A 25,375-nucleotide genomic window follows, 5' to 3' on the forward strand; every position below is an offset into this window, starting at 1 on the left:
CTGCCGCTCGAGGTGTCGCCGAGAGGGACCAGGCGCAGCGATCGTCCGCCGCTCTCCCGGCAGACCTCTCGAGGTGGCTTGGATGGCTCAAGTGGCTGGAACTCTTGAGGAATCCGCCATGCGGGGTGGTTTGACTCGCCGTCCGTGCTCCGTCTAAAGTCCCGGGTTCGTCCGGTTTTCCACCCACTGCTCTCCTCCGAGTGGAGCTGTGGCCTTCCGGGTGCGGGCGGATCCACGCAATGAAGAAGCCGACCTCATTTGGGAAGTACCTCCTCCTCGAGCGCATCAACGTTGGCGGCATGGCGGAGGTCTTCACGGCCAAGGCCTTCGGCGTCGAGGGATTCGAGCGGATCCTCGCCATCAAGAAGATCCTCCCGACGATGGCCGAGGACGAAGAGTTCATCACGATGTTCATCGACGAAGCGCGGATCAGCGTCGAGCTGAATCACGCCAACGTCGTGCGCATCGACGAGCTCGGTAAGCACGAGGACACCTTCTTCATCGCCATGGAGTACGTGGCCGGGCGCGATCTGCGCACGCTCCTGGAGCGCTACCGGCGGCGCAAGGAGATCATGCCCACCGCCCAGGCCGTCTTCATCGCCTCGAAGATGTGCGAGGGCCTCGACTACGCGCACCGTAAGAAGGATGCGCGCGGGCAGGACCTGGGCATCATCCACCGCGACGTCTCTCCGCAAAACATCCTCATCTCGTACGAAGGCGAGGTGAAGATCATCGACTTCGGTATCGCCAAGGCGGCGAACCGGTCGCAGAAGACGCAGGCCGGCATCCTCAAGGGCAAGTTCGGCTACATGAGCCCGGAGCAGGTCCGCGGCCTGCCCATCGATCGCCGCAGCGATGTCTTCGCCGTAGGCGTCATCCTCTACGAGATGCTGACGGGCGAGCGGCTCTTCGTCGGCGAGTCGGACTTCTCCACCCTGGAGAAGGTCCGCAACGCCGACGTTCCCATGCCCCGGCAGTTCAATCCCAACATCCCGGCGGGCCTCGAGAAGGTCCTGATGAAGGGTCTCGCCCGGGATGTGGAGGAGCGCTACCAGTGGGCGTCGGATCTCCAGGAGGATCTGATGCGCTTCCTCCTGGCCGGCGACGCCATCTACTCGTCCAAGCACCTCTCGGCCTACATGAAGGAGGCCTTCGCCGAGGACATCGTCCGCGAGGCCGAGAAGATGGAGCGCTACGCCTCCATCGAGCGACCGGAACAGATCGAGGTCACGGGCGTCACGGGAGAACTGTCCCCCCGCTCGTCACGTCGGCAGCAGTCCCTCCCCGCGATGCCAGTGCCCGGCCGCTCTCCCACTGCTCCCGCCCAGCCCGCGGTGAGCAGCGGCTATGTGCCTCCCCCGACCGATGAAGAGTTGGCCGAGCTCGATGGAGCGGGAGACAAGACGCAGATCTTCGATCCGTCCCTCGTGGCCCCACGGCCGGGTGCCTCCGAGCAGGAGGCTTCTTCGAGCGTGCTGGTCGACGACAGCCTGACGGGTGAGACGAGCTACCCTCCAGAAGAAGAGACCTCGCCGCCCTCCGCTCGCGGTCGTGGTGGCAGGCAGCAGGTGGTTATCGGCGACGGGGAAGGAGAGGGCTACGCGGGGGCGACTGTCGTCGGGCCTGCCCCGACGGCACGTCCAGATTCCGAGCCCGAGGAGTCCAATGCCACCCGTGTCGGCCAGGTTGAATCGGGAAGCACCATGCTCAGCCCGATGCCCACCGGCCATCGCAGGCGGCTGACCCGGGAGCAGGAGCGGCAGGACTCCTCTCACGACGAGCCCGAGCAGGACGAGCAGCACCTGTCCGAGGAAGCTCAGGACGAGTATGGCGAGCAGCACTCGCCGGGTGAGGTGGACGATCCCCAGGAAGAGGAGACCACCGGCCCTGTCGCCATTCCGGAGGGGGCCGAGGAGGCCGAAGAGCCCGTTCCCCAGAAGTCGAAGCCCACACCCCCGAAGACGGCTCCTCGTGCTCTCCTGGCTGGCAAGAAACTGCCTCCCAAGGCCGTCATCGGCATTGCCGCGGGCGCCGTGCTGCTCCTCGTGCTCCTGGGCGTCGTGTTGTTCTCCGGGCCCAACACCGGCAGCGTGATGATTTCCGTCCAGCCCGCTCAGGGCGCGGAGGTCCGGATCGACGGGCAACTGGTCGCGCAGAACCAGGTCATCGAACTCGTCGAGGGCGTCCACAAGCTGACCGCCACCGCCCCAGGTCATCTGCCTGTGGCGCAGTCCGTCACCGTCACCAAGGGCCAGCGCGCCGAGGTGTTGCGCGTGACGCTGGAGGCCGAGCCTCCGCCCGATCAGCCCGAGAAGCCCGCCGCGACTGACACAGAGGTCGCCAGCGCCACGGGGACTGGAACAGGGACCGGCACGGGGACTGGCACCGGGGCGGAGACTCCGTCCGACTCCCAGACCGAGCCGAGCGCTCCCACCCAGGAGCCAGCCCCGCAGACCGCGTCCGCGACGGGTTCCACTCCGGAGCAGGGGACCGGCACTCCGCCCGCGGCCGTGGAGCCGCCCAAGCCCGCCACCTTCGAAGCCGTGTTCGTGGGGGATTCCGGCGCGGAGATCGAGGTGGCCGGCAAGCGCGTGGGCAAGACGCCCGATGCGAAGCTCGCCAACCTCACCATCGGCAAGACCTACACCTTCACCGTCACGCGCGCCGGCTACAAGCGCTACACCGGCAAGTTCAGCTCCGAGGGCGAGACGGAGGTGGAGGTCCCCTTCGAGCTCCAGAAGGAAGAGCCCGCCCCCGAGCGCACCGAGCGTCCTGTCGCCAAGCAGCCCGCCCCCGAGAAGACCACCCGTTCTGCTCCCCGCTCCGTGGCCAAGGGCAAGCTCGCTTGCAGCTCCCGTCCCCCCGGTGCCCAGATCTGGGTGGATGGCAAGAACACTGGCCGTCAGACCCCTGTGGCACTTGGTAATCCGCTGCTCCTGCCGGTGGGCAGCCGCACCGTCGTCTTCAAGCTCGGCGGCAAACAGAGCAAGCCCCAGAAGGTCACCATCTCCGAGGGGGATGTGGCCAAGCTCATCAACATCCCCCTCGAATAGTCACGCACTGGTTGCCCTCTTTCCATTGTTGGGTAAAGAGGGACCTCCATCCGGGTGCCCGCTTTCCGGGCCCTGGTTCCCTTTCAAGGTGGATCGCCATGACGACGACGCCCATCCGCGGTAAGCCCGCCTCGGCCGGACCCGCGCAGCAGCCCTTCTCCTATCCGCTCCGCCGTGAGTTCGTGGAGCCCGACTGGCGCCGTCTCCCCGGCTACAAGGACGTCTCCCAGGCCGAGTGGGAGAGCTCCGTCTGGCAGCGCAAGCACACCGTCAAGAACCTCAAGGAGCTCAAGGCCGCCCTCGGCCACTTGCTGCCGGATGATCTCCTGGCCAGCATGGAGCGCGACCAGCAGGAGCGGGCGACGATGTCCATCCTCGTCCCGCCCCAGATGCTCAACACCATGGACGAGACGGACCTGTGGAACGACCCGGTCCGCCGTTACATGCTGCCCGCCTTCGACGACCGCCACCCCGAGTGGCCCAATCACCCCAAGGCCAGCCGCGACAGCCTCCACGAGGCCGATATGTGGGCCGTGGAAGGTCTCACCCACCGCTACCCCACCAAGGTGCTGGCGGAGATGCTCCCCACCTGCCCCCAGTACTGCGGCCACTGCACCCGCATGGATCTCGTGGGCAATGACGTCCCCCAGGTCCAGAAGCACCGCTTCAATCTCGGCCAGAAAGAGCGCTACGAGCAGATGCTCGACTACCTGCGCCGGACGCCCACCGTCCGCGATGTGGTCGTCAGCGGCGGTGACATCGCCAACCTCCCCATCCAGTCCCTCGAGCCCTTCGTCAGCGCCCTGCTCGACATCCCCAACATCCGCGACATCCGCCTGGCCTCCAAGGGCCTCATGGCCATCCCCCAGCACTTCCTCCAGGACTCCGTCCTCCAGGGGATGGAGCGGCTCGCCAAGAAGGCCAACGAGCGCGGCGTGGACCTCGCGCTCCACACCCACGTCAACAACGCCCGCCAGCTCACCCCCCTCGTGGGCAAGGCCGTTCGCAAGCTGCTCGACATGGGCTTCCGCGACGTGCGCAACCAGGGCGTCCTCCTGCGCGGCGTCAACAGCACCCCCAAGGATCTCCTCGAGCTGTGCTTCACCCTGCTCGATCACGCGAAGATCCTCCCGTACTACTTCTACATGTGCGACATGATCCCCAACTCGGAGCACTGGCGGCTCAGCGTGGCCGAGGCCCAGCAGCTCCAGCACGACATCATGGGGTACATGCCCGGCTTCGCCACCCCGCGCATCGTCTGCGACGTGCCCTTCGTCGGGAAGCGGTGGATCCACCAGGTCGCCGAGTACGACAAGGAGCGCGGCATCTCCTACTGGACCAAGAACTACCGTACCGGCATCGAGGGCAACGACCCCGATGCCCTCTCGCGCAAGTACGAGTACTTCGATCCGATCTACACGCTGCCCGAGTCCGGTCAGCAGTGGTGGCGTGAGCAGGCCAAGGCGGCGTGATGCTCCCCCCACCGCCGCCCTCCAAGGGCGCCCCCGTGCGTCCGGCCTCCGAGGCCGGGCGCCGCTCCCTCTTTCCCGACGCCACCGACGCCGAGTGGTCCGATTGGCGCTGGCATCAGCGCCACGCCGTGCGCAACCTCGCGCAGCTGGAGAAGTACGTCTCCCTCACCCCCGACGAGCGCGCCGGCGTGCAGGAGACCTCCGAGCTGTTCCGCATCGGCATCAGCCCGTACTACCTGTCCCTCATCGACCGCGACCATCCGTTCTGCCCCATCCGGATGCAGTCCATCCCCGTTCGCGCCGAGGCCCGCATCCGCCCCGGTGAGCTCGAGGACCCCCTCGGTGAGGACAAGACCCGGCCCGAGGAGGCCATCGTCCACAAGTACCCGGACCGCGTCCTCTTCCTCGCGCTCGACACCTGCTCCGTCTACTGCCGCCACTGCACCCGCCGCCGCATCACCAAGGGCGGCGAGGCCGAGCTCACCAAGGAGCAGATGCGCCGCGGCCTCGAGTACATCCGCAACCACCCCGAGGTGCGCGATGTCCTCATCTCCGGCGGAGATCCGTTCCTCCTCTCCGAGGAGCGGCTGGAGGCACTGCTCGCCCCCCTCCACGAGATTCCCCACGTGGAGATGGTGCGCATTGGCACCCGCGTGCCCGTGTGCCTGCCCATGCGCGTCACCGACTCGCTGGCCCGGCTCCTGCGCCGCTACGCCCCCGTCTACGTCGTCACCCACTTCAACCACCCGAAGGAAGTGACCCCCGAGGCCCGTGAGGCCTGCGAGCGGCTCGTGGACCACGGCGTCCCCGTGGAGAACCAGGCCGTCCTCATGCGCCAGCTCAACTCGGATGCCCGCATCATCCGCGAGCTCTCCCACGCCCTGCTGCGCATCCGCGTCCGCCCCTACTACCTCCACCAGATGGATGTGGCCCAGGGCTGCGAGCACCTGCGCACCCCCATCTCCAAGGGCATGGAGATCCTCCAGCAGCTGCGCGGCCACACCACCGGGCTCGCCGTTCCCCACCTCGCCGTGGACCTCCCCGGCGGCGGGGGCAAGGTGACCCTCCAGCCCGACTACGTGCTGGAGCGCGGCGAGCACGAGACCGTCTTCCGCAACTACAAGGGCGAGCGCTACCTCTACCCCGAGCCCGAGCAGACCGACTGCTCCTGCCCCTACGACTCCGTCTGGCAGGCCCGGCGCTGGGGGTAGGGCAGGGCGCTCACTCCGCCACGGCCGGAGTTTCCTCTCCCGCCGGCAGGCCGTGTTCCACCACCGGCGGTGCTCCCTCCTGCTCTTCCATCATCACCGGGTTGTCCTCGTTGAACCCCTCCTGGAGCTGAATCTCCCCGGGCTCCTTGCCCTGGGGGGAGCTGGCCGACGCCGCGGCCTTCTCCTCCAGCGCCTTCTCCGCCGCCGCGACCTGCTCGTTCTGCTTCGGGCCCATCCGCGCCGACTGGCGCGCGTAGTCCTTCGGCGAGACGCCGTGCTCGTCCATCACCTTCTGCACCGCCTCCTGCTGCTCACGGATCATCTCCCGGCGCTCGGAGTTGCTCATCTCGGAGGACTTCTTGTTCCCGTGCGCCGCGTTCACCTTGTCCACCGCCGCCTTCTCGGCTCGGCGGATGCGCGCCATCTGCTCGGGCGTGAGATCCCCCGCCAACGCGAGGTTCGGTGTCATGAGCCAGGTCGACAGCAACAGCACGGACAGACGGCGGGACATGGGCACTCCTGGATGGGCCCTTCCATCGTATGGGAGGTCCGGGGTCCGCGGGTAATCCGGTGGGGCACTGGGAGTCGAGTCCACGGGGGTGAACCCGGGAGACGGATACCCTCACCCCGACCCTCTCCCGGAGGGCGAGGGAGGAGTTGGCGCAGTGGGTTGGCGTTGGCGTGGTGGGGTGGGGGTTGTGCTTTAGCGGTTCCGGCAGCGCGTGCAGTTGTCCGTCTTCTCCGCGCAGGACTCCCTCGCCCTCGCGCATCGGGGCGGCAGATCCGTTCGGTCCGGATGGCGGGACACCACCCCGCACAGGCCCTCCGCTACGTCACACGTCTGCGTGGCCAGGGTGCATTGGTCCGCACAGGACAGCTCTCCCGCCGCTCCCCGGGCCCGCAGCTCCTCGAGCCTCGCTTCGTAGGTGGTCAGCTGATCATCGTCCGAGCCGGCTACCCGGGTGTCCACCTGCTTGGGACAACCCATGAGCGCCAGTGTGAGCAGGGCAAGGTTCGCGATGCGCATCCCCCTCCCTTATGCCCCACCACCCCCTCCGTCCAGGGTCTCAGCGCTCCATGGACCGCGGTTGGACACGCCGCTCCGGCGTCTCCTCGGAGCGGTTGCAGTACAGGAACGCCGTCAGCACCAGCAGCGCCGCCACCGCCAGCTTCCTCAGCCACTCCTCCCGTTGTCCCTTCTGTGACTCCTCCTGCTCGCGCTCGGCCGCCTCGAGCGCCGCCGCGACCTCCCTCCCCAACGCCCCCAGCCTCCGGCACAGCGCCACCGTCCCCGCCAGCGCCCCAGGCACCGCCGCCGTCTCTCGCTCCAGCGCCTCGGCCAGCGCTCGCGCCCAGACGTCCTCCTCCACGTCGTTCTCCGGCTCCCGGCAAGGCAGGGCCGCCTCCCGGGTCAGCGCCAGCCCCGCCCGGAGCAGGTGCACGCAGAAGGCCTCCGGCGTGATGCCGTAGAAGAGCGCGCTCTCCCGCATCGAGCGGTCCTGGACCAGCCGCGTCATGAGGAAGGCTGTCTGGCGATACGGCAGCGCTCTCAACGCCGCGACGAGCTCGGCGGCCGACAGGTGGGAGACGTCAGGAGGAGGGGACACGGAGGCCTCATTCTCCGTCATCCGCCGGCCGATTTCTTGAGCCACGTGCACCACCCCCTACACTTGGGGCCATGTTGCGTCCTGTTGCACTCCTCCTGCTCCTGCTCTCGCCCCTCCACGCCCTCGCCGTGGAGACCATGCGCATCGCCATGGGCGACTCCCAGGGCCAGGTGCGCGTGAGTGGCAAGGGTCTCTCCTTCGGCTCCGATTCCGAGGACGCCCGCTTCACTCCCCTCGACCAGGACAGCGCTGTCGTGCGCCGCCGTGGCTCCCGGCTGGAGCTCAATGGCGCTCCCGTCATGGGCACCGCCGTCCGCTTCCGCGCCGGACTGGAGGCCCGCGATGCCGGTGTCCCCGGCTCCTCGCCCCTCCGCGCCGGTGACATGCAGGTCCGCGGTGATGTCGTGGTGCGCCTCTACAAGGACGGCCTCCAGCTCATCAACGTCATCCCCCTCGAGGACTACCTCGCCGCCGTGCTCGGCAGCGAGATGCCCGTCTCCTTTCCCCCCGAGGCCCTCAAGGCCCAGGCCGTGGCCGCTCGCACCTACGCCCTCCAGAAGAAGCTCGAGACCTACGGCAGCCCCTTCCACATGGGCAGCAGCGTGCTCCACCAGGTCTACGGCGGCGTCAATCGCGAGGACCCGCGCTCCCTCGCCGCCGTCCAGGCCACCCGCGGCGAGGTGATCACCTACGAGCTCGCCCCCATCGAGGCCTACTTCCACGCCTCCTGTGGCGGCCGCACCGAGTCCGGCCAGGATGCCCTCCAGCGCAATCTCCCCTACCTGCAGGCCGTGGACTGTCCCTGCGGCAGCCTCCCCGCCAGCCGCTGGAGCGCCACCGTTTCCGACTCGGAGCTGCGGGCCGCCCTCGGCCAGTCCACCGAGGGCTTCCACGTCACCTCCCGCACCGCCACCGATCGGGTGAACCGGGTGGTTACCTCGGGAGGCCTCTCGCTCGATGGGGCGGCGTTCCGGCGCAAGCTCGGCTACACGAAGCTCAAGAGCCTCGAGTTCGACGTGGAGCGCTCCGGCGGCAGCTGGCACTTCACCGGCCGCGGCTATGGCCACGGCGCCGGCTTCTGCCAGTGGGGCGCCAAGGCGCTCGCCGACGAGGGCCTCACCTACCGCGACATCCTCCTGCACTACTACCCGGGGACCGAGCTCCAGCAGCTCTACTGACACATCCCGTTTCGTCGGGGCGCCCGGGCTGTTACAAGCGCCTCCTCCCGTGTCCTCCCTGCTCTCCGACTACGACTTCGAACTCCCCGAGGCGCAGATCGCCCAGGCCCCCCTCGCGTCCCGCGATGCCTCCCGCCTCCTGGTGGTGAGCCGCTCCTCGGGCGTCCGGGAGCACCGCCACTTCTCCGACCTGACCGGCCTGCTGCGCGAGGGCGACCTGCTCGTCGTCAACGACGCCCGCGTCATCCCCGCCCGCCTGCTCGGGAGCAAGGCCGGCACCGGCGGCCGCGTGGAGCTGCTCGTCGTCCGTCCGTCGGCCCCCACGCTCACCTCGCAGGCCCTCGGCGGTGCCACCGAGGCGCTCGAGTGGATCTGCCTCGGCCAGGCCTCCAAGGGCCTCAAGCCCGGCGCCCGCGTCTCCTTCCCCGAGGGCCTGGAGGCCGAGGTGCTGGAGGCGCTCGGAGGAGGGGAGTACCGGGTGCGCTTCCACGCCGCGCCGGGCACCTCGCTCGCCGAGCGGCTGGACAAGGCCGGCCGCCTGCCCCTGCCGCCCTACATCACCCGGGCTCCCGAGGCCGCGGACGCCGAGCGCTACCAGACCGTGTACGCACGGGCCTCGGGCGCGGTGGCCGCTCCCACCGCGGGCCTGCACTTCACCCAGGCCACCTTCGAGGCCCTCGCGGCCCGGGGCATCCACCGCGTCGAGGTGACGCTCGACGTGGGGCCCGGCACCTTCCTCCCCGTGCGCGAGGAGAACCTCGAGAAGCACCACATGCACCCGGAGCGCTACTTCGTCCCCGAGGCCACCGCCAGGGCGGTGAATGCCGCGAAGGCCGAGGGCCGCCGGGTGGTGGCGGTGGGCACCACCGTGGTGCGCACCCTCGAGTCGGCCACGGACCCGGACTCGGGTGCCCTGCGCACCGGCACGGGCGAGACGACCCTCTTCATCCGCCCCGGCTTCCGCTTCCGGCAGGTGGACGTGCTGCTCACCAACTTCCACCTCCCGCGCTCCACGCTGGTGGTGCTGGTGAGCGCGCTGCTCGGCCGCGAGCGGACCCTGGAGGCCTACCGGGAGGCGGTCGCCGCCGGCTACCGGTTCTTCTCGTACGGCGACGCGATGTTGGTGACGGAGTAGGAGACACGACGCAATGGGAGAGCCGCGCAAGGAGAAGGGTGACACCCGGGTCCCACCGAGTCTGGTGCGCTACGAGCTGCTGCACGAGGACGCCTCGGGCTCGCGCGCGCGCCGGGGACGCCTGCACACCCCCCACGGTCTCATCGAGACGCCCATCTTCATGCCCGTGGGCACCGTGGGCAGCGTCAAGGGCGTGGGCCCGGATGATCTGCTCACGCTCGACGCTCAAATCATCCTCGGCAACACCTACCACCTGATGCTCCGGCCCGGAGACGATCTGGTGGGGGAGATGGGCGGCCTGCACCGCTTCATCTCCTGGGACCGCCCCATGCTCACCGACAGCGGCGGCTTCCAGGTCTTCAGCCTCGCCGAGAAGCGCAAGATCACCGAGGAGGGCGCCGCCTTCCAGTCGCACCTGGACGGGCGCCACATCCTCCTGACGCCCGAGCGCTCCATCGAGATTCAAGAGACGCTCGGCGCCGACATCATCATGGCCTTCGACGAGTGCCCGCCCTCCACCGAGGACCGGGCCTACCTGGAGAAGTCCCTGGCGCGCACCACGCGCTGGTTGCAGCGGTGCGTGAAGGCCTGGAGCCGCGAGCGCTCCTCGCTCTTCGGCATCGTCCAGGGCGGCCTCGACAAGAACCTGCGCAAGTCCCACGCCGAGGACGTGTGCGCGGTGGACCTGCCCGGTTACGCGCTCGGCGGCTACTCCGTGGGGGAAACCCCCGAGGCCATGCACGAGGGCGTGGCCTTCTCCGCGCCGCTGCTCCCCCGGGACAAGCCGCGCTACCTCATGGGGGTGGGTACACCGGTGGACCTGGTCACCTGCGTGGAGCACGGGGTGGACATGTTCGACTGCGTGCTGCCCACCCGGTGCGCGCGCAACGGTCTGCTCTTCACCTCCGAGGGCAAGGTCGTCATCCGCAACGCCACCTACGCCAAGGATCCCCGGCCCGCGGACCCCGCCTGCTCCTGCTACACCTGCCGCAACTTCAGCCGCGCCTACCTGCGCCACCTCTTCGTGGCGGGCGAAATCCTGGCCATGCGGCTCAACACCCTCCACAACCTCCATTACTTCCTCAACCTCATGAAGGACGTGCGCCAGGCCATCGCCGAGGACCGGTACACCGCTTTCGCCCGGGACTTCCGCGACAAGGCCCGGGCCCAGGAGTCCGAGCGCACCCGCTCGAAGTAGGGGCTCCCGGTACTACCCCGGCGGCCATCCAGACGGCCGGTTCCTGGGGTCCACCGGGGCCTCTCCAGCGTGCCGGACGGCACCTCCCTCCTGGGCAGCCCACGGCCAGGAGGGAGGCAAACGGGCTTGACGCAAGACGGAAAGGCCGGGGGCTCCTCGCCGTTCACTTGCCCGGGGTGTGGGCCTGCTGCTAAGAGGCCCCCCTTTCCGGTTTGTCCGTTGTCCAGTGGTGGACGGCGGCGTGGGCGGAACCCTCTCTCGAGACGAGGCGGTTTGTGGCAGACAGCTTTCTGATCCTGGCCCAGGCGGCGGGCGGCCAGAGCCCGGTGCCCAGCATCGTGCTCTTCATCGGCCTGTTCGTGATCATGTACTTCGTGATGATCCGGCCGCAGCAGAAGCAGCTCAAGGCGCACCGCGAGCTCGTCTCCGGGCTGAAGAAGGGCGATGAGGTCATCACCCAGGGCGGGATGATCGGGCGCATCCATCTGGTGTCAGAGCGTGAGGTCACGCTCGAGGTCTCCAATGGGGTGCGCATCCGCGTGCTCAAGACTTCCGTGGCCGGCAGGTATGCGACGGCGGGTGAGCCCGCCGCTGCCGCCAAGACCGAAGATAAGAAGGAGGAGAAGTAATGGATCGCGGCTGGTACTGGAGGCTGGGCCTGGTCATCGGCGTGACGCTGCTGACCGTGTGGCTCCTCGTCCCCTCCTATTATTCGCTGTTCGTGCTGGACAGGGCTGACCGCAACAACCTCGCCCTGCTCGAGGAGCGGATGCCCAAGTGGGCGCCCCCCGCCAAGTACCGCATCAACCTGGGGCTGGACCTCCAGGGCGGTATCCACATGGTGATGCGGGTGGACACCAAGACGGCGCTGCAGAAGCGCACCGAGCGCCGGGGTGATCAGATCGCCCGCTACATCAACACCGACAAGCAGATTGGCCAGGTGACCGTGAACACGGATCCCGAGGCCCTGCGCCTGTCGCTGACGGCCGCGGACCCGAACACCATGGACGCCATCGAGAAGGAGGTGCTCGCCACCTTCACCGACTTCGTCAAGGTGTCGCGCGATGGCGCCACGCTGGTGCTCGCCCCGGACGAGGGCCAGGTGAACCGCTTCCGCGAGGAGTCCGTGGACCAGGCGATGCTCGTCATCCGCCGCCGCATCGACAAGTGGGGCGTGGCCGAAGTGGACGTGCGCAAGCTGGGCACCGACGCCATCCAGATCTCCCTGCCGGGCCGCAGCGATCCCGAGCAGGCCAAGGAGCTGGTGGGCACCACGGCGCAGCTCGAGTTCCGCATGGTGGATGACTCCACCGACTTCTTCCGGCAGACCTTCACCCAGACGCCGCCGCCGACGGGCAGCAACATCACCCTGGACACCTCCGAGGGCTTCCCCCAGCTGGTGGGCCCCAACCGCGAGGCGCTGCTGGCCTACGTGCAGCCCAAGGCGCCCGCGGACCGCCAGGTGCTGCTCGAGTGCATCCCCAGCGCGACCCGCAAGGGCGTGTGCGACAGCTACCGCACCTACCTGGTGGAGAAGGAAGTGCCGCTCACCGGCGAGAGCCTGACGGGCGCGGATGCCTCGCTCAGCCAGCTCAACGAGCCGGAGGTGAACGTCAGCTTCGACGCGGCCGGCGCTCGCGAGTTCGAGCTGCTCACCGAGAAGGGCACCGGCCGGCGCATGGCCATCGTCCTGGACGACTACGTGCAGTCCGCCCCGCGCATCAACGAGCGCATCGGCGGTGGCCGGGCGCGCATCACCATGGGCCGCTCGGGTGGCCGTCCCCTGGACGTGTGGCTGGCCGACGCCCAGACGCTGGCGCTGGCCCTCAAGGCGGGCGCGCTGCCGGCCCCCGTCACCACCGGTGAGATCCGCCAGGTGGGTGCCTCGCTGGGTGACGAGCTCATCCGCAAGGGCAGCCTGGCCGCCACCGTGGGCCTGCTGCTCGTCATCGTCTTCATGGTCATCTACTACAAGCTGTCGGGCCTCATCGCGGACATCGCGCTGGCGCTCAACGGCCTGCTCATCCTGGCCGGCCTGGCGCTCTTCAACGCCACGCTCACCCTGCCGGGCATCGCCGCCTTCGCGCTCACCCTGGGCGTCGCGGTGGATGCCAACGTGCTCATCAACGAGCGCATCCGCGAGGAGCTCTCCCATGGCAAGACGGTGCGCATGGCGGTGGAGCAGGGCTACGACCGGGCCTTCTGGACCATCTTCGACGCCCACGTCACCGCGCTCATCGCCGGCTTCATCCTCTTCTTCACGGGCACGGGCCCGGTGCGCGGCTTCGCCACCACGATGATCATCGGCCTGCTCGCCTCGCTCTTCACGTCCATCCTCGTGACGCGCGTCTTCATGAACTACTTGGTCCACAGCCGTAACGCCCAGACGCTGTCCGTCTAGCAGGCCCCGGGGAACAGCAGATGCAAATCCTCAAGAAACAGACGAACATCGACTTCATTGGCAAGCGCAAGCCCGCCATCTTCATCTCCACGGTGCTCAACCTGATCATCCTGGTGGGCATCGCCGTGTGGGGCTTCAACCTCGGCGTGGACTTCGCCGGCGGTACGGTGGTGGAGGTGAAGTTCAACCACGACATCAACGCGGCGGACGTGCGCAAGCGCGCCGAGGCGGGTGGGCTGCCCGACGTGTCGGTGCAGAGCATCGGCGCGGCCGGGGAGAACTCGTTCCTCCTGCGGCTGGGTGGCGTCACCCAGCTCACCGAGGAGAGCGCGGTCAAGGCCCAGGACGCCATCAAGGCGTTGGGTCCGGTGAAGAGCATCTATCCGGATCTGGCCAACGGCATCATCAACCTGCGCTCCGAGCAGGCGCTCACCTCCGAGCAGCTCAGCAAGGCGGTGGAGGCCACGGGCACGGGCGTGGAAGAGGTGCGTGAGCTGGGCCAGGCGCAGGCCGGTGGCTTCGACTACCAGATCGTCGCCAGCGGCATGGCGGACCGCATCCGCGCCGCGCTGATGACGGGCGTGCAGACGCCGGACTTCGAGATGCGCCGCGTGGAGTACGTGGGTCCGCAGGTCGGCAAGCAGCTGCGCAACCGCGGCGTCGCGGCGCTGCTGTACTCGATGATCGCCATCCTCATCTACGTGGCGTTCCGGTTCGACTTCAAGTTCGGCCCGGGCGCGCTGCTCGCCATGCTCCACGACGTGGTGATGGTGGCCGGCTTCTACCTGTTCAGCCGCGCCGAGTTCGGCCTGACCGCCATCGCCGCGCTGCTCACCATCGTGGGCTACTCGGTCAACGACACCATCGTCATCTACGACCGCATCCGCGAGGACATGGCCAAGTTCAAGGGCAAGCCGTTCGCCGAGGTGATCAACATCGCCATCAACGACACCCTGGGCCGCACCATCCTCACCTCCAGCACCACGGCCCTCTCCCTCATCGGCCTCCTCATCTTCGGCGTGGGAGAGATCCGCGACTTCGCCTGGGCCATGCTCGTGGGCATCATCGTGGGCACGTACTCGACCATCTACATCGCCAGCCCGCTCACCATCTGGCTGGATGAGCGCGAGGCCGCCCGCCAGGCCCGTGAGAAGGCCCGCCTGGACCAGCCCAAGACGGCCTGAGCCACGGCGGACCGTCTGACCCCGAGGCCCTCGTGCTCCGCGCTCGCGCGGGGACGAGGGCCTTCGGTTTTTCAGGGGCACCGGCTCAGAAGCGGCCACCCACCGTGAGGGTGCCGTCCACCAATGCGCCGCTCGCGTCGCCGGAGACCGCCCCGTCCGCGAAGTTGTCGTCCACCAGCACCCGCCACGTGCCCCGGATGCCCGCCGTCAGCGCTCCGGCGTTGAACTCGAGGCCCGCCGCCAGCGGTACTTCCTGCATCAGGTCCGAGCTGTACGTATCCCCCGTGCCGCCCCGCACGTACACGTACGAGACGCCCAGCCCCGCGCCCACGAAGGGACGGACCTTCTCGAAGGGTGGCGACACCTTGACCAGGGTGGTGGCGCCGTGACGGATGAACGAGGGCGCCTCCGAGGCCCGGAAGCGGTCGTCCGTCACGTCGTTCTTCGAGCCCTCGTAACCCACCTCGAAGCCCAGCATCGAGAAGGGCTGCAGGTTGAGGGTCGCACCCCAGGAGGGCCCCGTCGCGGACAGCTCGCCCAGGTCGCCCGTGTACCCGCCGATGCCTCCGTTCACGAAGACGTTCACATCTCCTTGCTTGTCCTGCGCCATCGCGGTACCCGCCACCCCGAAGCCCAGCGCTAGCACCGCCCACCGGATGCCCTTGCGTGTCATGCAGCCCTCCTTTGTTCACCGCCGTGCATCGCAAGCTGTTCATCCCGCGCGACGCGTGTGCCGGCAGCGCATCCCAGGAGCGCTCGTCCGCTCGTCCGCTGTGTGGACGGGAGGACGAGAGGCAGGTCGGGTTTCCTCTGACAGACTTCCAAAGTAGACTGTGGGTGTATTGGCCCGGAGCCCCACGCGGGTCATCCGAGGAGGGTAGGTGAACGTGCGTTGGTTGATGCCGGAGGTACCCCAGGAGCAGGCCGCGGCGCTGGCCGCTGAGCTCGGGTTGCATCCGCTCTCCGCCCGCGTGCTCGTGCACCGCGGCCTGCGCACCCCCGAGGCCGCCTCGGCCTTCTTGTCCGACAGGCTGGCGGATCTGCCGGACCCCTTCCGGATGAAGGGCATGGTCGCCGCCGTGGAGCGGCTCTTCCGCGCCATCCGCGAGAAGGAGCACATCACCCTCTACGGCGACTACGACGTGGATGGCGTGTGCTCCACCTCGTTGATGGCCCTGTTCCTCCGGGAACTGGGCGCGCGGCCGGCCACCTACATCCCCCACCGGATGGACGAGGGCTACGGCCTCAACCTCCAGGCGGTGGAGAAGATCGCCGCGGACGGCACGCGCGTGCTGGTGACGCTCGACTGCGGCGTCACCTCCGTGGCGGAGATCTCCCGGGCGCGCGATCTCGGCCTGGACGTGGTGGTGGTGGATCACCACACGGTGCCGCCCACGCTGCCTCCGGCCGTGGCGGTGCTCAACCCGCACCAGCCCGGTTGCGAGTACCCCACCAAGCACCTGTGCGCGGCGGGCGTGGCCTTCAACCTCTGCATGGGCCTGCGCAAGAAGCTGCGCGAGGACGGCTGGTTCGCCACCCGCAAGGAGCCCAACCTCAAGGCGCTGATGGATCTGGTGGCCATGGCCACCGTGGCGGACGTGGTGCCCCTCACCGGCGCCAACCGCATCCTCGTGCACCACGGCCTCCAGGAGCTGTCCGCGGGCCGCCGCTACGGCGTGCGCGCCCTCAAGGAGGTCGCCGGCCTCGAGGCGGACAGCCCCGTCACCGCCGGGCAGGTGGGCTTCCGGCTCGGGCCCCGCATCAACGCCGCCGGCCGGCTCCATGACGCCTCGCTGGGGCTTCAGCTCCTGTGCTCCGAGACCCTCGAGGCGGCGCGCTCGCTGGCGCAGGTGTTGGATCGCGCCAACGCCGAGCGGCAGGGCATCGAAAGCAGCATCCTCACCGAGGCGCTCGCCCAGGCGGAGGAGCGGGCCGAGCACGCGCGCGGTTTCGTCCTCTACTCCGAGGGCTGGCACCCGGGCGTCATCGGCATCGTCGCCTCGCGCGTGGTGGAGCGCTTCCACCGGCCCACGGTGATGGTGGGCGTGAAGGACGGGGTGGGGAAGGGCTCGGCGCGCAGCATCGAGGGCTTCCACCTCTACGACGCGCTCAGCGGCTGCGCGGACCTGCTCGCCCGCTTCGGTGGGCACAAGCACGCCGCCGGCCTCACCATCGAGGCCAGGCACCTGCCCGCCCTGCGCGAGTCCTTCGAGCGGATTGCCAGGCAGCGGCTGACGCCCGAGGACCTCATCCCCCGCTGCAAGGTGGACGCGGTGGTGGGCGTGAAGGAGCTGGACGAGCGCGCCGTGGAGGCGCTCCAGAAGCTGGGGCCCTTCGGTCAGGGCAACCCCGAGCCCGTGCTCGTGCTGCGCCACCAGGTGGCCCGCCCGCGCGTGCTCCCGCACAAGTCCGGCGGTGCCGGCCACCTCAAGCTGGCCCTGGTGGACGCGCCCTCCGTGGACGCCATCGGCTTCGGCATGGCGGACCGCGTGTCGCTCACCGAGGGCCCGGTGGACCTCGCCTTCCAGGCGAGCTTCGACACCTTCCGCGGTCAGCGGCGGTTGTCCCTCAAGCTCAAGGATCTGCGCATCGCCGCCTGACGGCTCAGGCGATGCCCCAGCGCACCCGGCCCGGTGTCAGCAACGCGCCGGCTCGCGCCAGGTCGTTCATCCGGAAGCGCTCCGCCTGCTTCTGGAACGCCGTGCGGCACCGCTCCGAGCAGAAGAAATACCGCCGCTTCTTGTACTCCGTGGACGGACGGCCCTCGGGCGCCTCCAGGTGCTTGCCACAGACCGGATCCAGGTGTCGCTTCGCCACTTCCTTCATTCCCCGCCTCCCCGCCAGACTCACCTTCCTGCCCCGGCTCAAAGCAGCACGCATGCCAGCGCCCGGCCTCGTGGATTCGCGGGGTTGCGGGCCGGGGCCTCGGACGAGAGGCGGCGGGCCCACCCGAGCGGGTGAAAACTTTTCCCAACCCACGGGCGCGGATGGCACATGGCCGACACGCTCCTTGTCCCGGGGGCCAGTCCTCACATTGTGTGGGATCTCACTCGGGGGCGATAGACTCCACCCACTTCCCCCCGTTCCGCCGAGTCCGTCATGTCCGCTGAGCGTTTGCTGGCCCTGGTCTGTTTCCTGCTGATCGCCGGGTGTGAGTCCCGGTCCGCCAGGCAGGAGAAGAAGCCGATCGAGCAGATCTCGGACGTGTACCGCGGCGGCGCCGTGGAAGAGGCGGAGAAGCGGCTGCGCGCGCACCTGCAGGCCGAGCCGCGGGATGACCTGGCCTGGACCCTGCTCGGTCATGTCCTGGTGGACCTGAACAGGACGGCCGAGGCCGAGGCCGCCTACGCGAAGGCCCTGGAGATCGAGCCCCGCCGCATCGAGGCCATCACCGGCCAGGGGCGCATCTTCCGCATGCACAAGCAGTACGAGCAGGCCATGGCCGCCTACAAGCGGGCCACCGCCATCGACCCGTCCTTCGCCCAGGCCTGGTCGAGCATGATGGTGGTGTCACTCAAGCGCGGCCTGTACGACGAGGCCATCTCCCACGGAGAGAAGGCCCATGCGCTCGACAAGAACGATCCCACCATCGCCGCCAACCTCGCCATCGCCTACCACTACGCCGGCAACACCGCGAAGCGCGACGAGTTGACCCTGGCCGCGCAGAAGCTCGGCTTCAAGGGCATGGACTGGCTGGACAAGGTCTACACCGGGGAGATCGAAGTCCGCGATTGAGCGGGCGCTCAGCCCCCGCAGACGCCCGTGTAGTCGCCTTTATCGTCGAAACACCGCGCCTTCGCCGGTGAGTCCGGGCAGTAGCAGTGCGAGCCATCGGCGCAGAAGTCTTGCTCCACGCCGCAGGTCATCGCGCACCGCTGAGAGTGGTCGACGGGGGTCGTCTTGAAGGTCACGCAGCTGTAGCCCTTCGCGCATTGGAGCGAGCTCACGCAGGGTCCGTCCTCGCAGCCCGTCAGGGGCAGGAGGAGCGCGGTCAGCGCGAGCACCGCCCACCCGAATCCATGACACCGATGCCGTGCTTCGTTCTGAATTCCGTGGAACAGGTTCATGCTCTTCTCCGGACGTCGAGGTGTTCAGGCGTCCAGAGCAAGTTCCGAACCAGTGTGCGCGCTCGTTAATAGGTCCCGCACCAGGTCGCGGTGAAGCTGCCCTGGAGTGTCCCCCCGTTCGTGGAGCTCAGATCGACCGTACCGGTGGCTCCCGCCGTCGGGTCCGCGTCGAATTGCACGGTGAAGGAACCCTCGAGCCAATCGATTCCCAGGGCCGCCCCTCCGTCGGGGTTGAACTGGACCCGGTAGATGTTGGTGCCCGTGGACGCGATCGTTCCCTTCGCGGGCGCGCCTGCCGGATTCCTCGCCTCCAGCACCAGTCCCCAACCGGGCCCGGTGACAGGCCTCGTGAGCTCTTCGCAAGGGACTTCCACGCTCGTCAGCACGACCGCCAGCCGCGAATGGTCCGGACTCCCATCGGGCAGGGTTCGTGACACCACCTGGGCGGCCTTCACCTCGAAGGCCAGGGACCCGGACAGCGTGGCCTCGCCGTTGTTCGGGTTCTCCTCATCCTCGGGGGCTCCGGCGCATCCACCCAGCACGAGTGCGGTCAACAGCAGCGAGCTACGAAGGCGTTTTCTGTTCATGCCCTTGATGACGATGAACAGGCTCCAAAGCGGTCACACGGGTTCAACCCGGGGCCTCGATACCCTCACCCCGTCCCTCTCCCGGGGGGAGAGGGGTGTTTGTTGTCAGTGGGGAACAGATTGGCGGTGGGGAACAGCTGGGGGAGGGCAGGGCGCTTCAGAACGCCGTGCCGAGGCTCGCGCCCACGAACGTGTCGTCCTGGTAGCCGCGACGGAACCGCATCAGCTCCACCCGCCACGCCAACCGCACGTTCGACTCCATCGACAGCTTCGTCCGGCCCCTCAGGCCCACTCCGTACTGGATGAGCAGCTTCGTGCCGTCTATCGGCGTCAGCTTGCCGCCCACCTCCAGCGTGGTGTGCTCGTACACGAAGCCTCCGCCCACCTGCGCGTAGGCTCCGTAGTCCGAGGACTCGCCGAACATCAGCTCGTACGCCGGCGCGATCGTCGCGTAGTGGATCTGCGTGTCCCCGACGATCAGCTTCGTGCCCTCGCGCACCCCCGCGTACGTGTAGCGCACGTCGAACCAGAGCGCCTCGCGCAGCGCCTCCGAGCCCAACACCCGCCCGTACTCCCACGTGAAGCGCCCGCCCACCGCTGGCAGCAGATCTCCCACCAACTGGCCCCGCGGACTGCTCAGGAACATCGCCCCACCGAGCACCTCGAAGGCGATGCCCGTGTTCGGATCGTCCAGGCGCGACATCCGCTCGTAGCCCTTCTCCTCCTCGTCCCCCTCGGCCGCCCGCCGGAACTCATCCGCCGTGTCCCGCTCCTGGCGGCGGCGGCGCTGCTGCGCCCGCTCGGGATTCTCCTCGTCCGGATAGGCGTACGGTGAGTCCTCGTCCTGCGTACGGCGCCGGCGCGAGTTGTTCTTCTTCTCCGTCTCCTCTTCGTCCGGATAGGCGTACGGCGTGTCCTCGTCCTGGGCGAACGTGGGCGTGGCGAGCGTCAATCCCCCCAGCAGACAGGGAAGGAACCAGGAATGCAGGTTGGAGGTCTTCATGGGGCGATCGAGCAGTCGTTGATGGTGGCGCCTTCCGGGCAATCGTTGGGACCCGCGTCCGTGCCGCCCGACAGCTCGGTGAGGGGGATCCGCAGCCGCGTGGCGAAGTTGGAGCACACCCGGGTCTTCAGATCGACTTCACCGTTCGGGATGTGCTGGATGATGCTCCGGAGCGCCCGGGCCAGCGTGAACCCGGACTGGTTGCCCAGGTACGTCTTCGTCAGCTGGGCCAGGCCGTACTTCGTCGAATCCTCATCCGAGTAGGACGCCACCACCGCGCGCGCCAGCACCTGGCGCCAGGCCGGCGACGTGGACGCGGCCTCGTAGAGCGCGCTCGCCACGATGGTGCCCACCTGGTAGTGCCTCGGGTCGAACTGACCGAAGTTGGCCGTGTACAGGCTCTGGCTCAGCTCCGTGCCCATGCACCACTTCTTCGACAGATCCCGCGCCTCGGCCTGCTGACCCTCCAGCGTGGTGTACAGCACCCGCGGGTTGCAGTTGTAGCTCGTCGAGCACGAGGCCACGTAGGCATGGAAGTCCGCCAGGCCCTCGTCCAGCGACTTGAGGGCGTTGAGCCCCGGCGTGTTCCCGTCCAGCGACCAGTTCTGGATGGCCGCCGGAACGCCCTGGCCCTCGTACACCCGGCGGTTGAAGACCAGGTGCGCGTACTCGTGCGTGAGGATGGAGGCGTTGAGCGCCATCGGTGCCTTCTCGATCGTCTTGAAGGGCAGCACCAGGAAGGCCTGCACCGGCGAGAAGTAGATGGCGTTGTCCACCTGCGGCTCGTCGTTCAGGTCCGCCAGGACGAACTCGGGGAAGTAGTAGGTCGTCGTCTGCGGCAGCTCCGCCGCCTTCACCTCGGCCGTGTTGATGAAGTAGTCCCAGGCGCGCTCGAGGTTGTAGTACGTGGTGACGAGGTTCCACGTGTGGAAGTCCGCCGGCCACAGCACGCCCTTCTCGTCCGTGATGTAGCTGGCGGTCACGGAACGGCCCGCGTCCTTCAGCACCGCGAGCTTGTACGCTTCATCGCCCTTGCCCTGCGCCGCGTTGAGCTCGGGATCCGCCGAGTCCAACCGGATGTGGGCGCCCCCCACGGTCTTCATCACCTGGCCTTCCATGGTGACGATGTTCGTGACCGTCTTGAGCTCCACTTCCGTGGGCGTGTACTCACCATTGCTGGAGAGCACGAGCGCACGCACCTTGACGGGTGGCTGGGAGGGCGGCGCACACGACGCGGTCAGCGTCGCGAGCGCGGCGGCGGCGGCTGTCAGCTTTCGAACCATGGGGGTCTTCTTACTACGGGTCCGGTGGCCACCTGAAGCCGGGTCCGCCAACTCAGAAGGTGAGCTCGGAGCCCAGCGAGGCGATCCCCGAGCGCAGGGGCGCCTCCCCCTCCAGGTGGTCCGATTGGAGCGACAGCGAGGCCCACACCCGGAAGGGCCTGGCCAGCCGCACCGTCCACCGGGTGCCCACCACGTGGGCATACCCCTCGCCCGGCACGTAACGGGTGAAGGCGTAGGAGAGCTGTCCCCGCACCGCCGTGCTGACGCGCCAGGTCACCGAGGGTTTGAGATCGAAGAGCGCCGGGGCGCTGGGGAAGCCGGTGAGCGCATTCACTCCCAGCATGCGGCCGCTCAGGTCCAGCGCCAGCTCCCCGATGCGGCGCCGGGAGAGGGCTCTCAACAGCAGGCGTCCCTCGGAGGCGTTGGCGTAGCGGCGCATGACCTGCTCCACCTCCGCCTCGGTGAACTGGCCCGTGCTCAGCGGATCTCCACTGTAGAGGTACACGCCGCCCCGCAGGCCCAGCTCCCACTTGTCGAAGAGCAGCAGCCGCGCGCCCAGCGAGGGGCGGGCCACGAAGAGCGGCTCGTTCCGCTGGAAGAGCGTCTCGTCGCGCCCGTCCTCGCGGACGGAGATCTGCCGCCGCAGCCCATAGCGGGTGAGCCCCAGGCTCCCGTCCAACCCATACTCCAAGTCCGAGAAGCCAGCCGAGTCATAGGCCGCCGCGAGCTGCACGCCGGCGCTGTGGTAGCCGGTGTCGGCGGCCATCGCTGGCAGGCCGAGCAGCGGCCGGGCAGGCGCCAGCGCGGTGCGGGTCGTCTTGGGCAGGCCCACGTTGACGAGTCCGGAGAGGAGCCAATGATCGGACAGGGCGTGGTCCACGCCGGAGGAAAGCTGGTGGGAGAGGGCGGTGTCCGACTCGAGGCGCGCGCCGGAGTAGCCCAGGGTGAGGAAGGTCTCGTCCTTGCGCAGCTCCACGTCACCCAGCAGCGCCCAGGTGCGCTGGGAGGCACCCGCGCTCGCTTCCATCATCACCGAGCCCGCGTGGGCCTCGGGAGCGGCCAGCCACAGCAGCCCCGCGCACCCCGCCGCGAGTGCCTTCCGCTTCACGCGCGACCCGGGGGTTCCTTCTCGGATTCCTTGACGCACCGTTTCCACGCTCTCTATGGTGCCGCCCTTCCAACCCCCCTCTGTGCAGGCGGTGTCATGGCGGTCCCGTTCATTACCGAGGTCAAGCGTACTCATACCTGTGGCCAGCTCACCAAGGCCAACATCGGCGAGGAGGTCGTCCTCTTCGGCTGGGTGCAGAACAGGCGAGACCACGGCGGCGCTGTCTTCATCGACCTGCGTGACCGCGAGGGCCTTACCCAGGTGGTCTTCGAGCCGGACATCGCCAAGGAGGCCCACGAGCTGGCCGGGCAGCTGCGGCTCGAGTACTGCATCGGCATCAAGGGCAAGGTCGCCTCGCGCGGCACCCAGGTCAATCCCAAGCTCAAGACGGGTGAGATCGAGATCAAGGCCACGGAGCTCACCATCTTCAACCGCTCCGAGCCCACGCCGTTCCTCGTCGAGGACAACATCGACACGGCCGAGGACAAGCGCCTGGCGTACCGCTTCCTGGATCTGCGCCGGAAGCCGCTGCAGCAGTCGCTGATGACGCGTTCCAAGATGAACGCCATCACGCGCTCGTACATGGTGGACAACCGCTTCCTGGAGCTCGAGACGCCCTTCATGGGCAAGTACACCCCGGGCGGCGCGCGCAACTTCCTCGTCCCCAGCCGGCTCAACCCGGGCAAGTTCTACGCGCTGGCCGAGAGCCCCCAGCTCTACAAGCAGCTCTTCATGGTGGCGGGCTTCGACCGCTACTTCCAGATCGTCAAGTGCTTCCGCGACGAGGATCTGCGTCTGGACCGGCAGCCCGAGTTCACGCAGATCGACGTGGAGATGAGCTTCGTCACCCAGGACGACATCTTCACCATCATCGAGGGGCTCATCAAGAAGCTGTGGGGCGAGGTGCTCGGCATCGACGTGCCCACGCCCTTCATGCGGATGGACTTCTACGAGTCCATGGCGAAGTACGGCAACGACAAGCCGGACCTGCGCTTCGCGCTGGAGCACATCGTGCTCACGGACCTCATCAAGCAGCACGGCGCCGGTGGCGGCGTGCCGATGATGTGGGAGGCGGTGGAGCAGGGCGGCATCGTCAAGGCGATGGTCGTCCCCGCGGACAAGCCGATGAGCCGCGCGGAGAGCGACAAGCTGGAGGAGTTCGCCAAGCAGAACGGCGCCAAGGGACTGGCGCGCGCCAAGGTGGGCGAGGGCGGTGAGTGGACGCAGTCCCCGCTGTCCAAGACGATCACCCCCGCGCTGCGCCAGGCCATCAACCAGGCGTGCAACGCGAAGACGGGAGATCTGCTGCTGTTCCAGTTCGGCCGCGAGTCGCTGGTGCACACGGTGATGGCCAACCTGCGCGTGCACGTGGCCAAGAAGCTGGGCCTCATCCCCGAGTACGGCAGCGGCGGCGTGTGGAAGTTCCTCTGGGTAGTGAACCCGCCCCTCTTCGAGTACGACGAGGAGACCAAGACGTGGGCCGCCGCGCACCACGCCTTCACCCGGCCGCACGACGAGGACGTGCAGTACCTGTTGACGGATCCGGGCCGCGTGAAGTGCCACCGCTACGACGTGGTGCTCAACGGCTTCGAGATCGGCGGCGGCTCCATCCGTCTGCATGATCCCAAGGTCCAGGCCGAGGTCTTCAAGGCGCTGGGCATCTCGGACGAGGACGCGCGGGCCAAGTTCGGCTTCCTGCTGGACGCGCTGAAGTTCGGCGCGCCGCCTCACGGTGGCATCGCGCTGGGCATGGACCGTCTGGCCATGCTGCTGACGGGCGCCGAGTCGCTGCGTGACGTCATCCCGTTCCCCAAGACGAAGACGGGCACGGACCTGATGACGGGCGCCCCCGGCGACGTGGACGACAAGCAGCTGCGCGACGTGCACGTGCGTCCCGTGCCGCTCCCCCAGAAGTAGGATCTGGTAACCCCCGATGAAGACGTTCCTCGTGGTGAATCCGCGCAGCGCTGGTGGCGAGACGGGCAAGCGCTGGGCGGAGATCTCGGGCCAGGTGACCCGGGTGATCGGCGACTTCGGGTTCGGCTTCACCGAGCGCGCCATGGACGCGGTGCGCATGACGCGCACCGCGCTCGCGAATGGGTACGAGTGCATCGCCGCCGTGGGAGGCGACGGCACCGTCAACGAGGTGGTCAACGGCTTCTTCGACGGGGGCAAGGCCATCAACCCCAACGCGGCCCTGGGGCTCATCCCCCGGGGCACCGGTGGCGACTTCCGGCGCGCCTTCGGCTGGGAGCTGGATCTGGACTCCGCCCTGGCGCGGTTGCGCACCGACAAGACCGAGCCCTTCGATGTGGGCTTCGTCGAGTACGTCAACCACCAGGGCCAGAAGGAGTCGCGCTACTTCGCCAACATCGCCTCCTTCGGCGTGAGCGCGGCGGTGGCCCACGAGGTCAACATCGGCAGCAAGGCGCTCGGCGGCAACCTGAGCTTCCTGTGGGGCACGGTGAAGACCATGGCGAAGTACAAGGATCGCCGCGTGCGCCTGCGCGTGGACGGCGGCGAGCCCGAGGAGCTGGGCATCACCGTCGTCGCCGCCTCCAACGGCCGCTACTTCGGCAGCGGCATGTGCGTGGCGCCCAAGGCCATCACCCATGATGGCGTGTTCGACCTGACCATCTGGCACGACTACGGCCTGTCCGACTTCATCATCAAGTCCAAGGGCGTCTACAACGGTGACCACATCACCTGGAACAAGACGCGCTACCTCCAGTGCCACACCCTGGAGGCGGACAGCGACGAGGAAGTGTTCCTGGAGATGGATGGAGAGGTGCCCGGCAGGCTGCCGTGCCGCATCTCCATCCTCCCCGGCGCCATCCGCCTCAAGGTGTGAGGGGCGCCGGGGAGTAGGAGGCCGGAGTCATGGGCTC

23 protein-coding genes are annotated in these 25,375 nt (G+C 68.4%); 13 read left to right on the forward strand and 10 right to left on the reverse strand.

Features of this window, described 5'->3' with window-relative positions; translation table 11 throughout:
- Positions 1 to 239: 239 nt before the first annotated feature.
- The 3 genes from Q664_RS01060 to Q664_RS01070 all read left to right on the forward strand — a co-directional run bounded on the left by Q664_RS01060 (position 240) and on the right by Q664_RS01070 (position 5,736).
- On the forward strand, positions 240 to 3,053 hold the full coding sequence (locus tag Q664_RS01060; RefSeq protein ID WP_043388808.1) for a serine/threonine protein kinase: 2,814 nt from the start codon (positions 240 to 242) through the stop codon (positions 3,051 to 3,053).
- Between the two features lie 98 nt (positions 3,054 to 3,151).
- On the forward strand, positions 3,152 to 4,525 hold the full coding sequence (locus Q664_RS01065) for a KamA family radical SAM protein (RefSeq protein WP_043388812.1): 1,374 nt from the start codon (positions 3,152 to 3,154) through the stop codon (positions 4,523 to 4,525).
- Positions 4,525 to 5,736 carry a KamA family radical SAM protein gene (locus Q664_RS01070; protein WP_084609454.1) on the forward strand — a complete coding sequence of 404 codons (1,212 nt, stop codon included), beginning with the start codon at positions 4,525 to 4,527 and terminating at the stop codon, positions 5,734 to 5,736. The genes Q664_RS01065 and Q664_RS01070 overlap by 1 nt, the downstream gene beginning before the upstream one ends.
- A gap of 10 nt (positions 5,737 to 5,746) precedes the next feature.
- Here Q664_RS01070 and Q664_RS01075 read toward each other — a convergent pair whose 3' ends face one another.
- The 3 genes from Q664_RS01075 to Q664_RS58790 form a co-directional block, all read right to left on the reverse strand.
- Entirely contained in the window at positions 5,747 to 6,247 is a 501-nt protein-coding gene (locus Q664_RS01075; RefSeq protein WP_043388815.1) for a hypothetical protein, read from the reverse strand.
- A gap of 192 nt (positions 6,248 to 6,439) precedes the next feature.
- On the reverse strand, positions 6,440 to 6,763 hold the full coding sequence (locus tag Q664_RS01080; protein ID WP_043388818.1) for a hypothetical protein: 324 nt from the start codon (positions 6,761 to 6,763) through the stop codon (positions 6,440 to 6,442).
- A 40-nt stretch (positions 6,764 to 6,803) separates the two neighbouring features.
- Positions 6,804 to 7,388, reverse strand: a complete 585-nt coding sequence (locus tag Q664_RS58790) for a hypothetical protein (RefSeq protein WP_160174304.1) — start codon at positions 7,386 to 7,388, stop codon at positions 6,804 to 6,806.
- Between the two features lie 26 nt (positions 7,389 to 7,414).
- Between Q664_RS58790 and Q664_RS01090 the strand changes: the two genes are divergently transcribed.
- The 6 genes from Q664_RS01090 to secF all read left to right on the forward strand — a co-directional run bounded on the left by Q664_RS01090 (position 7,415) and on the right by secF (position 14,439).
- Positions 7,415 to 8,521: a SpoIID/LytB domain-containing protein gene (locus tag Q664_RS01090; protein ID WP_043388824.1), complete on the forward strand. Its 1,107-nt coding sequence runs from the start codon at positions 7,415 to 7,417 to the stop codon at positions 8,519 to 8,521.
- A gap of 49 nt (positions 8,522 to 8,570) precedes the next feature.
- Positions 8,571 to 9,656: a tRNA preQ1(34) S-adenosylmethionine ribosyltransferase-isomerase QueA gene (queA, locus tag Q664_RS01095; protein WP_043388827.1), complete on the forward strand. Its 1,086-nt coding sequence runs from the start codon at positions 8,571 to 8,573 to the stop codon at positions 9,654 to 9,656.
- Positions 9,657 to 9,669: 13 nt separating this feature from the next.
- Positions 9,670 to 10,854 (forward strand): tRNA guanosine(34) transglycosylase Tgt, encoded by a 1,185-nt coding sequence (gene tgt, locus Q664_RS01100; protein ID WP_043388829.1) that lies wholly within the window; start codon positions 9,670 to 9,672, stop codon positions 10,852 to 10,854.
- Between the two features lie 275 nt (positions 10,855 to 11,129).
- Complete coding sequence (gene yajC / locus Q664_RS01105; RefSeq protein ID WP_043388832.1) at positions 11,130 to 11,483, forward strand: preprotein translocase subunit YajC; 354 nt, start codon at positions 11,130 to 11,132, stop codon at positions 11,481 to 11,483.
- Positions 11,483 to 13,255, forward strand: a complete 1,773-nt coding sequence (secD, locus tag Q664_RS01110) for a protein translocase subunit SecD (protein ID WP_043388834.1) — start codon at positions 11,483 to 11,485, stop codon at positions 13,253 to 13,255. Before yajC ends, secD begins: the two co-directional genes overlap by 1 nt.
- Before the next feature lie 20 nt (positions 13,256 to 13,275).
- Positions 13,276 to 14,439, forward strand: coding sequence for a protein translocase subunit SecF (gene secF / locus Q664_RS01115; protein WP_043388836.1), 1,164 nt, complete (start codon positions 13,276 to 13,278; stop codon positions 14,437 to 14,439).
- A gap of 85 nt (positions 14,440 to 14,524) precedes the next feature.
- On the opposite strand, the gene Q664_RS01120 is transcribed toward secF, so the two are convergent.
- Positions 14,525 to 15,112, reverse strand: coding sequence for an acyloxyacyl hydrolase (locus Q664_RS01120; protein WP_043388839.1), 588 nt, complete (start codon positions 15,110 to 15,112; stop codon positions 14,525 to 14,527).
- 214 nt (positions 15,113 to 15,326) lie between these two features.
- Here Q664_RS01120 and recJ point away from each other — a divergent pair, with 214 nt between their 5' ends.
- Complete coding sequence (recJ, locus tag Q664_RS01125) at positions 15,327 to 17,039, forward strand: single-stranded-DNA-specific exonuclease RecJ (RefSeq protein ID WP_043388929.1); 1,713 nt, start codon at positions 15,327 to 15,329, stop codon at positions 17,037 to 17,039.
- A 4-nt stretch (positions 17,040 to 17,043) separates the two neighbouring features.
- On the opposite strand, the gene Q664_RS01130 is transcribed toward recJ, so the two are convergent.
- The gene (locus Q664_RS01130; RefSeq protein ID WP_043388841.1) at positions 17,044 to 17,265 is read right to left on the reverse strand and encodes a YHS domain-containing protein; all 222 of its coding nucleotides are present in this window, start codon (positions 17,263 to 17,265) and stop codon (positions 17,044 to 17,046) included.
- A gap of 273 nt (positions 17,266 to 17,538) precedes the next feature.
- Between Q664_RS01130 and Q664_RS01135 the strand changes: the two genes are divergently transcribed.
- Positions 17,539 to 18,174, forward strand: coding sequence for a tetratricopeptide repeat protein (locus Q664_RS01135; protein WP_043388844.1), 636 nt, complete (start codon positions 17,539 to 17,541; stop codon positions 18,172 to 18,174).
- An 8-nt stretch (positions 18,175 to 18,182) separates the two neighbouring features.
- Here Q664_RS01135 and Q664_RS01140 read toward each other — a convergent pair whose 3' ends face one another.
- The 5 genes from Q664_RS01140 to Q664_RS01160 form a co-directional block, all read right to left on the reverse strand.
- On the reverse strand, positions 18,183 to 18,506 hold the full coding sequence (locus Q664_RS01140) for a hypothetical protein (protein WP_043388846.1): 324 nt from the start codon (positions 18,504 to 18,506) through the stop codon (positions 18,183 to 18,185).
- Between the two features lie 65 nt (positions 18,507 to 18,571).
- On the reverse strand, positions 18,572 to 19,093 hold the full coding sequence (locus Q664_RS01145) for a hypothetical protein (RefSeq protein ID WP_152621837.1): 522 nt from the start codon (positions 19,091 to 19,093) through the stop codon (positions 18,572 to 18,574).
- Positions 19,094 to 19,250: 157 nt separating this feature from the next.
- Positions 19,251 to 20,096, reverse strand: coding sequence for a hypothetical protein (locus Q664_RS01150; RefSeq protein WP_043388848.1), 846 nt, complete (start codon positions 20,094 to 20,096; stop codon positions 19,251 to 19,253).
- The gene (locus tag Q664_RS01155) at positions 20,093 to 21,379 is read right to left on the reverse strand and encodes a hypothetical protein (RefSeq protein ID WP_063934640.1); all 1,287 of its coding nucleotides are present in this window, start codon (positions 21,377 to 21,379) and stop codon (positions 20,093 to 20,095) included. Before Q664_RS01155 ends, Q664_RS01150 begins: the two co-directional genes overlap by 4 nt.
- Positions 21,380 to 21,431: 52 nt before the next feature.
- Positions 21,432 to 22,487 carry a hypothetical protein gene (locus tag Q664_RS01160; protein ID WP_043388851.1) on the reverse strand — a complete coding sequence of 352 codons (1,056 nt, stop codon included), beginning with the start codon at positions 22,485 to 22,487 and terminating at the stop codon, positions 21,432 to 21,434.
- A gap of 96 nt (positions 22,488 to 22,583) precedes the next feature.
- Between Q664_RS01160 and aspS the strand changes: the two genes are divergently transcribed.
- Both aspS and Q664_RS01170 read left to right on the forward strand, forming a co-directional pair.
- Positions 22,584 to 24,404: an aspartate--tRNA ligase gene (gene aspS, locus Q664_RS01165; RefSeq protein ID WP_043388854.1), complete on the forward strand. Its 1,821-nt coding sequence runs from the start codon at positions 22,584 to 22,586 to the stop codon at positions 24,402 to 24,404.
- 16 nt (positions 24,405 to 24,420) lie between these two features.
- Positions 24,421 to 25,338, forward strand: coding sequence for a diacylglycerol/lipid kinase family protein (locus tag Q664_RS01170; RefSeq protein ID WP_043388857.1), 918 nt, complete (start codon positions 24,421 to 24,423; stop codon positions 25,336 to 25,338).
- Positions 25,339 to 25,375 lie beyond the last annotated feature (37 nt).

This window comes from Archangium violaceum Cb vi76 (assembly GCF_000733295.1).
In the GTDB taxonomy this organism is placed as follows: Bacteria; Myxococcota; Myxococcia; order Myxococcales; family Myxococcaceae; genus Archangium; species Archangium violaceum.

What these genes read in the sequence shown, in the direction of transcription:
- Q664_RS01145 (WP_152621837.1), bottom strand. Translation starts at nt 19,093, where the DNA reads ATGAACAGAAAACGCCTTCGTAGCTCGCTGCTGTTGACCGCACTCGTG.
- Q664_RS01155 (WP_063934640.1), bottom strand. Translation starts at nt 21,379, where the DNA reads ATGGTTCGAAAGCTGACAGCCGCCGCCGCCGCGCTCGCGACGCTGACC.
- Q664_RS01075 (WP_043388815.1), bottom strand. Translation starts at nt 6,247, where the DNA reads ATGTCCCGCCGTCTGTCCGTGCTGTTGCTGTCGACCTGGCTCATGACA.
- Q664_RS01070 (WP_084609454.1), top strand. Translation starts at nt 4,525, where the DNA reads ATGCTCCCCCCACCGCCGCCCTCCAAGGGCGCCCCCGTGCGTCCGGCC.
- secF (WP_043388836.1), top strand. Translation starts at nt 13,276, where the DNA reads ATGCAAATCCTCAAGAAACAGACGAACATCGACTTCATTGGCAAGCGC.
- Q664_RS01120 (WP_043388839.1), bottom strand. Translation starts at nt 15,112, where the DNA reads ATGACACGCAAGGGCATCCGGTGGGCGGTGCTAGCGCTGGGCTTCGGG.
- Q664_RS01150 (WP_043388848.1), bottom strand. Translation starts at nt 20,096, where the DNA reads ATGAAGACCTCCAACCTGCATTCCTGGTTCCTTCCCTGTCTGCTGGGG.
- Q664_RS01135 (WP_043388844.1), top strand. Translation starts at nt 17,539, where the DNA reads ATGTCCGCTGAGCGTTTGCTGGCCCTGGTCTGTTTCCTGCTGATCGCC.
- Q664_RS01130 (WP_043388841.1), bottom strand. Translation starts at nt 17,265, where the DNA reads ATGAAGGAAGTGGCGAAGCGACACCTGGATCCGGTCTGTGGCAAGCAC.
- Q664_RS01065 (WP_043388812.1), top strand. Translation starts at nt 3,152, where the DNA reads ATGACGACGACGCCCATCCGCGGTAAGCCCGCCTCGGCCGGACCCGCG.
- Q664_RS01140 (WP_043388846.1), bottom strand. Translation starts at nt 18,506, where the DNA reads ATGAACCTGTTCCACGGAATTCAGAACGAAGCACGGCATCGGTGTCAT.
- Q664_RS01080 (WP_043388818.1), bottom strand. Translation starts at nt 6,763, where the DNA reads ATGCGCATCGCGAACCTTGCCCTGCTCACACTGGCGCTCATGGGTTGT.
- Q664_RS01170 (WP_043388857.1), top strand. Translation starts at nt 24,421, where the DNA reads ATGAAGACGTTCCTCGTGGTGAATCCGCGCAGCGCTGGTGGCGAGACG.
- Q664_RS01090 (WP_043388824.1), top strand. Translation starts at nt 7,415, where the DNA reads ATGTTGCGTCCTGTTGCACTCCTCCTGCTCCTGCTCTCGCCCCTCCAC.
- Q664_RS01060 (WP_043388808.1), top strand. Translation starts at nt 240, where the DNA reads ATGAAGAAGCCGACCTCATTTGGGAAGTACCTCCTCCTCGAGCGCATC.
- secD (WP_043388834.1), top strand. Translation starts at nt 11,483, where the DNA reads ATGGATCGCGGCTGGTACTGGAGGCTGGGCCTGGTCATCGGCGTGACG.
- aspS (WP_043388854.1), top strand. Translation starts at nt 22,584, where the DNA reads ATGGCGGTCCCGTTCATTACCGAGGTCAAGCGTACTCATACCTGTGGC.
- tgt (WP_043388829.1), top strand. Translation starts at nt 9,670, where the DNA reads ATGGGAGAGCCGCGCAAGGAGAAGGGTGACACCCGGGTCCCACCGAGT.